This is a genomic window from Roseibium sp., assembly GCF_039982295.1.
GTDB lineage: Bacteria > Pseudomonadota > Alphaproteobacteria > Rhizobiales > Stappiaceae > Roseibium.
Window position 1 is genome coordinate 1 of sequence record NZ_JBDWYP010000081.1, and the last position, 13,313, is coordinate 13,313.

The following is a 13,313-nucleotide window of genomic DNA, read 5'->3' on the forward strand; positions in this document are numbered from 1 at the left end:
AAAAGCTGGCGTAAACTGCGCGGCTTCCATCATCTCGCAGACGTGATTCAAGGCGTCGACTTCATCAACGGCATCAAGCCATCAAACCAGGATCAAGCCGCTGCATGAAAATCGCCTGGACACCAGATTTGACAATAACTCCTTTTGCGATGGCTCCAAAGAAATCATAAGGGGACGGAATGCCCCTCTGGGGACATTCTCGGCGAGAATTGAAGCCTGTTATGGTTTGGGTTTGATTGAAGATATAGAGAAAAATGAATGCGATTACATCCGAAGAATAAGAAATGAATTTGCACACGATGTAAAAATTACTTCATTTGAAAGCGGAAAAATACCAAATTTGTGTAAAAATCTTAAGTCTGAACTCCCAGATGGACTGGAGAAAAAATACACATCTAGGTATATATTTCAGAATGCGATGTTATCTATGTCAATGAGGCTTTTCTATAGAGACAAATACGTCATTAAGGAAAAGCGAGCGCCTAAGACGTGGGTAGAGGCCGAATCTATTCGGTGGCGACGTACTGACGAAGAACTCCCGCAAAGTGGCGAGCCGGTCATTGGTATTCTTGTAAACCCGACCCAAAAGTCATGACTTCCGGGACGGATTCCCCGGCCCTGATTTTTCAAGGGCTTGTTTGTCCCGTAAGTCTGTCCCGAAAATGTGCTACGCTTAGCGCATGAAAATCGGATACGCCCGCGTCAGCACCAAGCAGCAAAATCTAGACCGGCAGCTTGTAGAGCTTCAAGCCGAAGGCTGCGAGCTTATCTATGACGAGAAAGCCAGCGGCCGAAACACCAAACAGCGCCCGGGACTACAAAAAGCCCTCGCAGCTTTGAAACCAGATGATGTGTTTGTGGTGGCCGAATGGGACAGAGCAACCCGATCCTATACGGATGGCATTGCTATCCTGGCTGAGATTGGCCAGCGAGGTGCCACGGCTAAGGTGCTAGATCGCCCCTACTTCGATTTAGAAGGTCCCCTGGGTAAGGCCCTGTTGGGGCTGTTGTCGGCCATTGCAGAGGACGACCGGCAACGCCGCCTCTCCCAAGCGGCCGCTGGCCGAGAGCGTGCCCGCGAGCGCGGCCAACACTTAGGCCGTAAGCCGAAGCTCTCACCACACCAGCAGGCTGAGGCCCGTAAAATGCTGGAAGCAGGCCAGCCGGTGCGCGAGGTCGCCCGGCTATTTGGCGTTGGCAAAAGCACTATTTCCCGACTTCGATAGATGGCACACTACTACAGTGGTGTAGTGGTGTGCCGTTATACCTTCACAAAGGCTTAACGGTGTAATGGTGTAATGGTGTGCCACTACAAATGGAGTGCAGCCTATGAAAACCATAGCTTTTGTGACGCAGAAGGGCGGAGCTGGAAAAACCACTCTCGCCGCGTCCCTTGCGGTTGCTGCCCAGGAAGCCGGTGAACAAGTCGCGGTCTTAGATCTCGACCCACAACAGTCGCTGGCAAACTGGGCGAACGACCGTACCAACGAGATCCCAGCCGTTGACTACCTGGAACCAGGCAGCATTGCGCAGCTTCCATCTGTGCTAACTGCACTTGATAAGCGAGGCTATACGCTGGTCATTCTCGACACGGCTGGGATTGATAGCACCGGTACGCACATGGCCATGCAGGCGGCAGATTTGTGCCTAGTACCAAGTCGGCCCACCCGGATGGACTTACGGGCGACTAGGGCGACCTACGAAGCCGCTATACGTTTGCAAAAACCTTTTCTGTTTGCATTGAACCAGTGCCCGCCACAGCCAAACAATTCGCGCGCCAGCGAAGCGGCGCAGGCTCTAGCCATGCTTGGTTATGTAGCAGAGCCGCTATTGATGCAGCGGGCAGACCACCAAGATGCTTTTGCATCTGGTTTGGGGGTGACTGAGTACGCGGCAAGTGGAAAGGCCGCCGATGAAATTCGCCAGTTTTGGGCATGGGTAAAGAAATCAATGGAAGGAACGGCACATGGCCAAAAAACAACGTCCAAGCTTGTTGGGTAGCATCCAGGGGGAAATGGGGCAGGGGAACAGCGACCACAAAACCGCCGAGGTGGTGCCTTTGGCGCAACCGGCTCCTACACCTTCCAAGAGGGCGGATGTGGTGAAGTCCACCATCTATTTGCCGCCGCAGGTACACCGGAAGCTAAAGGAGATAGCCTTTGCGAAGGACTGTAAACTACATGACTTGATTATGAAGGGTGTGAGCCGGGTACTGGTGGAGCACGGGTACCCGACGGTTGATGAGCTGAAAGAGAAATAACGGTATAGTGGTATACCGTTATAGTGGTTCTGCTTGTGGTCTGCGAGAACAGGCCCCTTTAAGGGGTTATGCGCGGCCGTTCTTCTCGACGTATTTCTTCACAAACCCGACGAATGAACCGTCTGGATTTTCGGGAATGGCTTGTTTGCGCATCAGGAAGTCACGCCATGAACCTTCAAGAAAATAGATATCGTACCCTCCGGCAAATTTGCGGGCGACATCGATCGTGGAGGGCTTAAGCTTCACCTGGTCGATCGCGCGCGGTGTTTCCGGCTCGCAATAGGTTTCTGTGAAATCTCTGCGTGGCCGAATGATGATCAAATCGTCGGTCATCTCGAAATCGTAATCGGGAATATGTTGGTGCTGCCGATTGTCCTCGATAATCGCCTTGAGCATCCGGCGGAACTCTTTGAGCGTCGAGTTTGATCCCGTGCGATGGTGGATGGTTTCAAGCCGCAGGTGCCATTTTGTGCTCTGGCCGCACATCTTCCGCGCCAGTTCGTATAAACGACGCTCTAAGGGCTTGCGGAGACGAAAATAGTCACGAGAGATCGTGAGAATGTCGCCTGCCTTCTCATGCATGGCATTGAACACCCAATCGGAGAGAGTGATTTCAATAGCCTGCATCCGGCCGTCGCGCGTTTCCTTGATCGTCTTGGCACTCTCAATGAAACTGAACACTTCCCATTGCTCACGCCCGCCCGTGGTGATGTTCGTTTCAATCTGTGTACCTTGGAGACGCTTGAGAGCTGCCTTGAAGAGATCATAGCCACGATCGTTCGTCGCGCGATTGGTGGTCTTCAAGAGGTCATGGGCATTAAAGCGCAAAGTTCGGAGCACCTGTTTGCCTGCGTTCAGGCGCGCCATACACTGTGATATGCAGTAGATCAGGATATCGCGGTCATGCACCGTTGCCAGGCCGATCGGAGAAGGGCCAAGGCGGATATATTTATCCCCGTTTCTATATTCGCGGGTCTGATGATCCGGTTTCGTCGAGAGCGTGAAAAGCGGATGCTCCATTGAGGCCGTATCGGATTTCGGCGCTGCGTCGAAAATATCGCAGATGAAAAAATCCGGCTCCGGGTGTCGATCGGGAAGCAGGGGAGAGCGCTCAGAGCGTGAATCATCTAAAGGCAGTTCATTCACCATTTCACACACCAGTTTCGCAATTTTACCCACCCTGTCAATCAATTTCGCAATTTCACACACTATGGATAATTTCCGCTGCGTTACCTCATTTTCACGGTTGTGGGCAGATCGGTGGATAAGTCATCAAATCGGATTCGCAACTCTACACACCCAGATTCGCAACTCTACACACCTAGATTCGCAACTCTACACACCAAAAAGATTATAAAATCTAATTTATTATTTTATTTTCAAATACTTACTGATTAGACAAAAATCGGAAACACAATTCAAACACATATAAAAACACATAGGGCGCTTCGCGCCTTCAGGCTTACCCTTAGGATTACGCTTAAGCCAAATCCATAATGAGGTAGATACTCATGTCGATGGTGCCTGACAGAAAAGCCCTTTTAGGATTTTTTGAACCGAAAGACCGATCTAATTACTGATTAGCGGTTGATAATACGGCTAGTTGCCACGGCATCTTTAGCAACTACTGGGTCGCTCAAAATTTTTGCGACCCAGTCGGATGTTTCAGGGCTTGGGGTCATCAGTTTAGAAATACTAGTGGTATCATTCTCCCAGATTTCGAGCCTCATATCACCGTTATCTTTGAAGTGTTTCAGGTTCTGGAGAATGGCAATTCCAATTGGAGCCAACTTCATAGTTGCATCTAGATCTGAAACTTCTTCTGCCCATTGGGCATCTCTGGCGAAAGAGACAACGACAATATGTGATGCCGTTTCATAAACACTATAACCACTCTCAATCGAGAGCAGCGCCACCCCCGCACCGTAATGCGTCAGATCATATCCCAAATGTTTCACCAGTCCTCTAACCACAGTCAGCGGGTCATTTTGCATGGGCTTTGGTTTCTTAGAGAACGGCCAAATCATATTATCTCTCCCGAGAAGGCATGATAGCATGGATGGACCAGGTCGTGTTCACCCGCCAGACACGTGGCTCTGTAGCGATCAGCCTTGGTCGAATCTGCCCTTGAACTCAGGGTCAGAGAAGTAGGCAAGTTTTTGGGCGATGACGGGCCTTTGCCCGGCCAGGAAGATAAGCTCGGAATGGCCGGGAAGATTGCGGACCTCGTCGGGGGTCAGCAGGGGCCGGGCAACGTGGTGCGTGGACCATGTGATGCCGGTTGCTTCGGCATCGAGGGCACGGGCCATGGTCTGGAAGACGGCGGTCTCCTGTCCGAGCAGATCGGAGACGAGACGAGCACTTTCATGATCGTTGACGCCAAAGATCTGAAGAACGCCGGCATTGGAAAGAAAGGTACCGGCCTTTTGTCCGTAGGTCGCACGCAGCTGGTGAATATCCTGGAGGATCGGCCAGAGCTGAACGCCATAACCGGCCATGAGGCCCATGGCGCGCTCGATGGCGGCCAGGTGACCGAGGGCGGCGAACTCATCGAGCAGGTAGAGAATGGGGGAGGCGGGCTGTACCGGATTACGGGCCATGTCGAGCAGGCTTTGTGTGATGATGAGGCGCAGCCAACGGGAATAGGTTGACAGGCGATCGGGGGGCAGGACGAGGAAGACGGTTGCGTTTTTGCGCTTCAGATCCGTGAAGGAGAAGGAACTGTCATCGAGGACGCGATGCATGCGCGGTGAATCGAGAAAGTGGGTGTGGCGCTGCGCGGCAGACAAGACGCCGGCCGCTTCCCGGTCTGATTTGCCGAGATGTCGATTGGCGGCGCGGGCGACCAGTCCATTTGCCGCGGTTGAGGCCTGCATCTGTTTGAGAAGGGCGGCAAAGGCGTCCGGGGCGAGGGTAAGGTTCTCCCGGAGGGTCATGAGGGTGCGCCGGGCTGCGGGCTCGTGGGAGACGATCTGGAGGATCAGGCCGGCGACCAGGGCTTTGGCCTCCTCGTTCCAGTGGGCTTCACCGCTCATGCCCGGTTCGTCGAAGACGAGGGCATCGGCGAGCGTTCCGGCGTCCTCGGCAAGGTCGAGGCTAGCCGGGTCAAGGCTGTCCATGGGATTGAAGGTGCCGGTCCGGGTATCGGTCGCGCCGAAGGGATCGAGAATATGGACTGGCCCGAACTGTTCCCGGGCGCGTCCGGCGATCTTTGCGTTTTCGCCCTTGGGATCGATGCAGATGATGGAGCGATCGGCGGTCAGCAGATTTGGAATGAGGGTGCCGACGCCTTTTCCGGTCCTGGTCGGCGCCATGGTGATGAGGTGGGACGGGCCGTCATAGCGCAGGAGCCTTTTCGACTTGGGGTCTCGGCCAATTAGGAGGCCGGAAGACTTTTGCGAATAGGGCGCCATCTCTTTCGGTGTCGCGAAGCGGGCGGAGCCGTGGGTTTCACCGGCGATGTTACCGAAATTGTCGATGAGCGCATTGGTGATAGCGCGCCAAATAAGCAGCAAGGCAAAGATGATAACGACCGAACTGGCGATCTGGCGAATGAGGCCGGCGCGCTCGATCGTGCCGTTATGGACGAGATATTCAATGACGAAAGTAGGAATGAGTATGATGACCAGAAGACCGACAACGAACTTCACGAAAAACGCGCCATAGCGAAAGGGAAATGTCACGAAAGCGATCAATGCCCAGATGGGGTCACGTCCTGCGGCGCGCCCAATATTTTTCAATGCCACCCAGGCCAATTTTAATCTCAGCATGAATTCCCCTGTATCAAGCGTCTTTTTGGTTTTCGGTACTTATCTCGATCAAATCGGAAAACAGTTCCTTATCGGCCTCCCGAGTGAGGAAGTCCGGCAGTTCGCGGCGTAGCCAGTCGGAGAGCCGCCGTGTAAATTCCGGGTCATTGGCATTCTCAAGACGGTGCAGCACAAGTGCTCCAAGCAACACCTTACGGCGTGTGTCGCGGGTGCGCTCCTGTTTTGTGAGCCGTGCTTTCAGCGTCTTCTTTTTCGTTTCCAGTTCAGCTAGTCGCTGTTCGATGGATTTGCGTGCCATGATGATTTCCTGATGAAGGTACCACAGGGCTGCACTCTATAATTAATTTTACCGAGGAAGCAAAACGCAAAGTTGCGCATATTGAGGCAAGAGGCTATCCGCTTGCTCCGATACCTGAAAATGAAAAAGCGTAGCGATTGAAATTTGAAGGGCGCACTTACGAGTTGATGCTCAACTCAGTGCTTGATACCCTCTTTGAGGATTAGGAGATCGGGATTGGCCGTCTATCATTGCAGCATCAAGCCAATATCGCGATCGGGCGGCCGCAGCGCCGTGGCGGCGATCGCCTATCGATCCGGTGAGCGGCTGGTGAATGAACGCGACGGCATGGTGCATGACTTCACCAAAAAACAGGGCATCGAGCACACCGAGATCGTTCTGCCCGAAGGGTCATCCGCCGAGTGGGCGCGCGATCGCTCGGTTTTGTGGAATGCCGCCGAGTTTGCCGAAAACCGCAAAGACGCCCGTGTCGCTCGTGAGTTCGAGATTGCGCTTCCCCATGAGTTGTCGGCTGAAGCGCGGCTGGAAGCGGTTCGCGACTTTGCCGCCGATCTTGCGAACCGCTATGGCGTGGCAGTGGACTTTGCCATTCATGCGCCGCATGTCGAAGGCGACATTCGGAACTTCCATGCGCACGTGATGATGACGACACGTCGGGTTGAGAAAAGCGGCTTAAGCGAGAAAACCTATATCGAGCGTGAGAACAAGTGGCTGTTGGGACAGGGCTTGCCGGCGAGCGACATGCAGATTCGTGACATTCGCCGATCTTGGGAAGGGATAGCGAATGAACAGCTGGCACGTGAAGGGTTTGATATCCGGATCGATCACCGGTCCCATTTGGACCGGGGGCTTGAGATCATTCCGACGGAGCATATGGGAGTTCATGCGACGCAGCTGCAACGGCAGGGGCGGGCGGTAGATCGAACCCGTTTGGATGAGGGGTCGGCCAAACGCAATGCGGAGCTTATCCGGGAAAAGCCGGAAGAGGTTCTGTCGCTGATTGCAGAAGAGAAGAGCGTGTTCGATCGGCATGATATTGCCCGCACACTGCATCGCTATCTCAACGATGAGCCCCAAGCGTTTCAGAACGCCTTTGCTTCAGTCATGGCCTCGCCGACGCTTGTGCAGCTTCAGGGCGAGCGTGTTGATCGGGAAACGGGCGAAGTGACGCTCGCGCGCTATTCAACGCGGGACATGGTGTCTCTTGAAAGCAGCATGATCGAAAGCGCGCGGCGAATGCATGCGGCGCGATCGCATGGTGTCGATCAGCGACATGTTCGTGGTGCGATCGAGCGACAGGACGAGGCGCTTCAACGCGGGGCCGGGGATATCTCGGCGCGATTGTCGAATGAGCAGCGTGGAGCGATTGCGCATATCACCGGTCGGGAACGGATTGCGGCGGTGGTCGGGTTTGCGGGGGCGGGCAAGTCGACGATGCTGGCGGCGGCGCGTGAGGCCTGGGAGCGACAGGGGTACCGGGTTCATGGGGCGGCCTTGTCGGGGAAGGCGGCCGAAGGGTTGGAAGAGAGTTCCGGGATTGCGAGCCGCACGTTGGCGTCGTGGGAGATGGGTTGGCAGAACGACAGGCGCCAGCTCGGCCGCGGCGACGTGTTTGTTATCGACGAGGCGGGGATGGTGGGCAGCCGTCAGCTGGCGCGATTTGTTGGCGAGGCTGAAGCGCGCGGGGCGAAGATCGTTCTTGTTGGCGATCATGAGCAGTTGCAGGCGATCGGGGCGGGCGCTCCGTTCCGGGCTGTTGCGGAAGAGGTCGGTCATGCGGAGCTTACGGAAATTCGCCGCCAGCGTCATGACTGGCAGCGGGAGGCTTCTGTTTCGTTTGCCACCCATAAGACGGGCGAAGGGTTGGCCGCCTATCGCGATCATGGAGACATTCATTTTGCGGCTGATCGCGACCAGGCGCGGTCGGAGATTGTTCGAGACTACCTTGCCGATCTTGACCAGCGGCCGCAGGGAAGCCGGGTCGCTATGGCGCATCGGAGGGTTGATGTTCGAGCGTTGAATGAAGGCATCCGTTCCGAGCTTCAGGAACGCGGTTCATTGTCGCGCGGCGAGGACGCCGGCGAAGTGTCGGTTCAGACCAATGACGGCAAGCGCGACTTTGCGCCGGGTGACCGGATCGTATTCCTTGAGAACAACCGTGACCTTGGTGTCAAAAACGGGATGCTTGGCACGGTGGAGCGCATCGAAGCCGGTGAGGGGGGTGACCCACCCAGGATCGTTGCGCAGCTCGATGGCCGCGATGGTGAGTGCGTGCGTGTTGATTTGGAGACCTACAAGGCCATCGACCACGGCTATGCGACGACGATCCACAAAAACCAGGGGGCGACGGTCGACCGAGCCTATGTTCTGGCGTCGGCAACGATGGACCGACATTTGACCTATGTTGCTATGACCAGGCATCGCGATGGCGCGCAGCTTTATGCGGATATGGGCGAGTTCGGCGATCGTTCATCGGGTCGCCTGGTCGAACATGGCAAGGCGCCGTTTGAGCACCGGTCAGGCAACGCCAAGAGCTACTTCGTCACTCTGGAAAACGCCAAAGGCGAGCGACAGACGACTTGGGGTGTTGATCTTGAGCGGGCCATTGGTGAGGCCAAACCGGAGATCGGCGAGACGATCGGGCTTCGGCATGAGGGATCTCAGACGGTTAGGCTTCCTGATGGAACGCAGGTGCAGCGCAATGCCTGGAAGGTGATTGAGGCGCAGGATCTGGCCTATGGACAGCTGGAAGCCCGTTTGTCGCGTTCCGGCGTGAAGGAAACGACGCTGGATTATTCCGCCGCTTTTGCAGAGCGTCGCGGGATAGCGGAAACCTTGGGGATCAGGAGCGAGATCGATGTTGCGCGGATGGAGCGGAGTGCTGCCCGCGATCTTTCTCCGGCTCACTACGGCGCTAATGGGGAGCGCGTTCGCTCGCAGAAAGATCGCTCCGAAACGGTCGGGCGTATGGTGGCCCAGGATAGGGGATCTGGCGAGAAGAAGCTTGCGGATCGCGCAGAGCGAACGACCGAGGCAAACGCACCGTCGGCGGGCAAACAGCGGCGTAGCCTGTTTGACGGTCTCAAGCTTAACGCCCGGTCGAAACAGGAACGCAAGCCGGAAACGCGCGATATAGACCAGGACAGGCTTGCTGAGCGGCTGCGCCGGCACTCCCCGTTTGAAACGGCCGTCGATCGCTATGCGCAGGCGTTTAGCGCCGGACAAAAGCAGCGTGGGCAGGGCTTGCCTCTCCTTGAGAGTCAGAAACGGGAAATGCAGGAGGCCGGCCGTCAGCTCGACCAGGCGCGGTCCGGTTCCCTGGAGTTGATCAGATCTGCGGTGCAGCGCGATCCGCAGACCGCGTTGGCCATGACGGAGCGTTCTGGCCGGGACCGTGTCGATCATCTTGTCGCCGGCATGGAGCGTGAGCGGGCGGCGGTTGCGGACCCGGCTGTTCGTGCCGATCGCTTTGTCGAGCGCTGGCAGGAGTTGAAGGCCGAGCACCGGGAGCTGCGTGGGCGGCAGGAGACGCAAGCGCGCGGCAGGGTCGCATCTGAGTTGCGCGATTTGACGAAAAGCCTCGAGCGCGATCCGCAGATGGAGCAGGCGCTTCAAAAGCGGTCGAAAGACCTTGGACTTGACCATATCGGCCAAGAAAAGAGCCTTGCCAAAGACCTGGAGCGGCAAATCTCGCGGGAGCAAAAGCTCGACAAGAGCCACGGACTGGAAATGTAAGGGACACGATGACGGACGCAAGCGCGGACTTCGAACGAGACAACATGGAAACTGCCGGCGATCCGGTTCAGGCTTTCGACGATTTGCGTGAGGCGGTGGAAAAGCTCTCACGCGAGATCGGCGGAGAAATGACCGTGATCCGCAAGGGGGTCGAGACGGCCTTCGACCAGATCGACAGGATCGGTCAGCCGGTCGACTACAGTGCCGATCTCGGTCGTCTGGTGGAAAGCCTTGCCCGGACCCGGGAGCGCCTTCAGGCGATCGAGCAATTGCCGGTACTCCGGCTTCAGCCGGCCCAACTGACGCGCGCCGCCGAACAGGGCGGGGACGGGCTGGTAAAATCACTGGCGCGTAAAGTGGATGAAGCTACCAGCGATCTGGCGCGCGAAGCCCGGACCCTTGCCGCCTATACCAAAAGTGCACGAGATCGGGAAACCCAGACCCGAAACCTGTACTTTGCCGGCTTCGGCGGACTGGTGGCCGGAATGCTCCTGGTCGGTGTGGTGCTGTTCTGTCTGCCCGACGCTCTCGCCTCGCGGGTCGCGGCCTTCCTCATGCATGACACGCGCTGGAATGCCGGCTTTGCCATGATGAGTGCCGGCAATCCTGCCAGCGCGCAGTTTATGAATACAGCCAACCAGCTGGTTTATGCCAATAACGAGGCCATCGAGAAATGCCGGGCGGCCGCCGCAATGGCCGGGCAAGACCAGACATGCACCATTGTCGTGTCCGAAAACTGAGGGCTGGCAGGAAGAGAGCTAGGCCCAAAAGTTGGAGGCGCCTCAGTCAGGTGGCGATTTGAAGTTGCTTGATGCCATCGCGGAACGCACACTCCCCCAAGCCACAATACGACCTGCAAACCCGGTAATGATCTTAGCAATTCGGGAGATTGTCCAAGTTGTTTTCTGAAGACGAATCTGCGGTCGAGCGAAGGTATTTCCCGGTATTTCCATTCACCACGGTGATGTCGACGCGAGACGTACCAGCCTGCTGGACGTAGTAAGTGTGCAGGCCTTTTTCGATGTCGTTGATCGCATCTGCCTTCAGGCGAGGAGACCATGTTGCGCCTGACTTGCAGAGCTTAGTGATATCGCCATCCGTGTTTTTTCCGGAGGCAGTAACTTGTCTGTCGGCCATCTGAAGCGTTCCTTGTAGATGAAATATTGTATGGTTCGAAATATTCCTGTTTGGAGGTGCGCGGGATTATCAGGCACCTCTCTCCATTGTTTTAACGTTATTTTTTGTTCGGACGCTGCGTGAGTGCCGAAGCTGCCGCCGTCTTTGCAGCTGAGCTGGACTTTGGGTTTTTAAGCACTTTTGACGCTGCTGATGCAGCCTTCGCGCTCGTTACTTCTTTGTTCGATTTTGCCATGTTGTTCACCTACTTCCTTTCTTCTTAATCTCTAGAGTTTGTCAAAACCGGTCTATAAATGGGAATAACATTCCACCCGCAATATTGGGTTGTTTTTTAATAAAAACAACCCTGAATCGTATCTATTGAGTGTGTTCTACTAGGGCGGTTGCACACGAAGATTCGGGGCGACTGGGCCACTTATAAGGCATTGAAGAAATATGCTTATTTATGATGTGTACATTTAGTACGGTTTTTCCTTGCATTCTTGCGCGAGAATCATCCATATTATAGGAGACATGACCGGCCCCACTGCACCTCGGTGTACGGGTCGGTCTTCTTATTTATAATATTGAATTGTGGCCTTATATCCGAAACCATTCCTATCTCTTGATGACCAAGTTGCGCTTTTAAAACAGCGTGGAATGGAAATTACGGACGAGCCGAGAGCTAAATTCTACCTTTCGCGCGTCAACTATTATCGCCTTAGTGCGTATTGGTATCCGTTTCGTGAAAAGCAGACGGTGGTAGATCCTAACACTGGGGTCGAGCAGACAACGATTCTAGACACCTTCAAACAGGGCACACATTTCAGCCATGCCCTGGATCTCTATGTCTTCGATAAAAAGCTGCGTTTGATGGCTCTCGATGCCCTAGAGCGCATCGAAATCGCTTTGCGGGCGGATCTTGCTATCCTGCTCGGTCAGCGGGCTCCTCTTGCGCATAGAGATCCTTCGCAGCTCCACGGTCATTTTTCCCGCCGTCGCCGTAATCCGCAAGCAGAAACCGAACATGAAAAATGGCTCCGGATCTTGGATGGAAAGGTCGAGAGATCTCGTGAGGATTTCGCGCTGCACTTCCGGCGCAGATACCCAGGCGCAGACATGCCAATATGGGTAGCGGCGGAGATTTGGGACTTCGGAGCCCTATCGCACCTCTATGCAGGTCTCTTACAGGCTGACAGAGATGCTATTGCGCAAAGTTACGGTGTGCCAGACGGGCGGATCTTCGAGAGATGGCTGCGTGTCCTCAATGATGTTCGAAACATCTGTGCTCACCATTCCCGACTTTGGAACAAACCGCTGGTGAATATCCCTCGTATGGGCGGGCCGGGGGACATTCCAGCCTTTGATCACATCCAGGCGGATAGGCGCGCTCAAACGCGTGTCTACGCCGCCTTTGCGATCATGCGTCACATGGTCGGCGTGATTAATCCGAACTCCTCCTGGTGCTTGTTCTTGTTGGAGCATTTGGGCACGTTTCCGGACAATGCTTATGTTTCACTAAAGAATGCGGGGTTTCCCGATGGCTGGGAACAACAGGTGATTTGGGCTGGGTGACGGACAATGCTTCTTAGCACAGTGAGCACGTCGAGGCGGCAGACTTGGCGAGAGTTGCATCATTCCTCCGGCATATCCGGCCTACGCACCTGGCGCGGGCGCAGTTCCCCCACCGTGTTGCACAAATCATCAGGCGGCGCGCGGCGGTCCCTTACCCAGAATTTTGGCATCATGAGATACGCTCGAACGTGGGACGTCCGAGGGAAGTCATCTTGTTGAGGACTGAGACGCCAATCCGGCTCTCGGTTCTCTGATTGTCCAGGGTGCGTGATCTTAACCTTTCCCCGAGAGCACTTCGTGAAAAGGTGTATCACCAATCGCTGCCTGAAATCGAAGATTTCAACGCGATTGGTGATACTTTTTGTTTTTGCTTTCACGAAACGCTATTGGCTCGGATCGAGCGCACGCTCTTCATGCTGAGCTATGTCTGAATCTGGTGTCCGGGCGATTTGAATGACGGCGGTGCATCTGGTTGGATTGGTGTTGCTACACACCCAACCAACCATTTTAGGACGCACCACCATGGACGAAGCTACCATCATCGATTTTACCCGTCGAG

Annotated in this window: 12 protein-coding genes; 7 read left to right on the forward strand and 5 right to left on the reverse strand. The window is 55.3% G+C overall.

The features are described from left to right. Positions 1-680: 680 nt before the first annotated feature. The 3 genes from ABJZ52_RS15925 to ABJZ52_RS15935 all read left to right on the forward strand — a co-directional run bounded on the left by ABJZ52_RS15925 (position 681) and on the right by ABJZ52_RS15935 (position 2,260). Positions 681-1,226, forward strand: coding sequence for a recombinase family protein (locus ABJZ52_RS15925; protein WP_348037652.1), 546 nt, complete (start codon positions 681-683; stop codon positions 1,224-1,226). A 103-nt stretch (positions 1,227-1,329) separates the two neighbouring features. Beyond that, the gene (locus ABJZ52_RS15930; RefSeq protein WP_348037654.1) at positions 1,330-2,001 is read left to right on the forward strand and encodes a ParA family protein; all 672 of its coding nucleotides are present in this window, start codon (positions 1,330-1,332) and stop codon (positions 1,999-2,001) included. Further along, positions 1,967-2,260 carry a hypothetical protein gene (locus ABJZ52_RS15935; protein ID WP_348037656.1) on the forward strand — a complete coding sequence of 98 codons (294 nt, stop codon included), beginning with the start codon at positions 1,967-1,969 and terminating at the stop codon, positions 2,258-2,260. Before ABJZ52_RS15930 ends, ABJZ52_RS15935 begins: the two co-directional genes overlap by 35 nt. A 66-nt stretch (positions 2,261-2,326) precedes the next feature. Here ABJZ52_RS15935 and ABJZ52_RS15940 read toward each other — a convergent pair whose 3' ends face one another. The 4 genes from ABJZ52_RS15940 to ABJZ52_RS15955 all read right to left on the reverse strand — a co-directional run bounded on the left by ABJZ52_RS15940 (position 2,327) and on the right by ABJZ52_RS15955 (position 6,328). Beyond that, the gene (locus ABJZ52_RS15940; RefSeq protein ID WP_348037658.1) at positions 2,327-3,409 is read right to left on the reverse strand and encodes a replication initiator protein A; all 1,083 of its coding nucleotides are present in this window, start codon (positions 3,407-3,409) and stop codon (positions 2,327-2,329) included. 431 nt (positions 3,410-3,840) lie between these two features. After that, positions 3,841-4,287: a hypothetical protein gene (locus ABJZ52_RS15945; RefSeq protein WP_348037660.1), complete on the reverse strand. Its 447-nt coding sequence runs from the start codon at positions 4,285-4,287 to the stop codon at positions 3,841-3,843. A gap of 78 nt (positions 4,288-4,365) precedes the next feature. Beyond that, entirely contained in the window at positions 4,366-6,030 is a 1,665-nt protein-coding gene (locus ABJZ52_RS15950) for a type IV secretory system conjugative DNA transfer family protein (protein WP_348037661.1), read from the reverse strand. A 13-nt stretch (positions 6,031-6,043) separates the two neighbouring features. Continuing rightward, entirely contained in the window at positions 6,044-6,328 is a 285-nt protein-coding gene (locus ABJZ52_RS15955; RefSeq protein ID WP_348037662.1) for a mobilization protein, read from the reverse strand. Between the two features lie 216 nt (positions 6,329-6,544). Here ABJZ52_RS15955 and traA point away from each other — a divergent pair, with 216 nt between their 5' ends. Further along, a complete protein-coding gene (gene traA / locus ABJZ52_RS15960; RefSeq protein ID WP_348037663.1) occupies positions 6,545-10,063 on the forward strand; it encodes a Ti-type conjugative transfer relaxase TraA in 3,519 nt (1,172 codons plus the stop codon). An 8-nt stretch (positions 10,064-10,071) separates the two neighbouring features. Continuing rightward, positions 10,072-10,803 carry a DUF6118 family protein gene (locus tag ABJZ52_RS15965; RefSeq protein WP_348037665.1) on the forward strand — a complete coding sequence of 244 codons (732 nt, stop codon included), beginning with the start codon at positions 10,072-10,074 and terminating at the stop codon, positions 10,801-10,803. A 133-nt stretch (positions 10,804-10,936) separates the two neighbouring features. Here ABJZ52_RS15965 and ABJZ52_RS15970 read toward each other — a convergent pair whose 3' ends face one another. Beyond that, complete coding sequence (locus ABJZ52_RS15970; protein ID WP_348037667.1) at positions 10,937-11,200, reverse strand: DUF3892 domain-containing protein; 264 nt, start codon at positions 11,198-11,200, stop codon at positions 10,937-10,939. 119 nt (positions 11,201-11,319) lie between these two features. On the opposite strand from ABJZ52_RS15970, the gene ABJZ52_RS15975 reads away from it, so the two are divergent. Continuing rightward, entirely contained in the window at positions 11,320-11,463 is a 144-nt protein-coding gene (locus tag ABJZ52_RS15975; RefSeq protein ID WP_348037669.1) for a hypothetical protein, read from the forward strand. Positions 11,464-11,839: 376 nt separating this feature from the next. Beyond that, positions 11,840-12,754: an Abi family protein gene (locus ABJZ52_RS15980; protein ID WP_348037671.1), complete on the forward strand. Its 915-nt coding sequence runs from the start codon at positions 11,840-11,842 to the stop codon at positions 12,752-12,754. Positions 12,755-13,313: the final 559 nt, after the last annotated feature.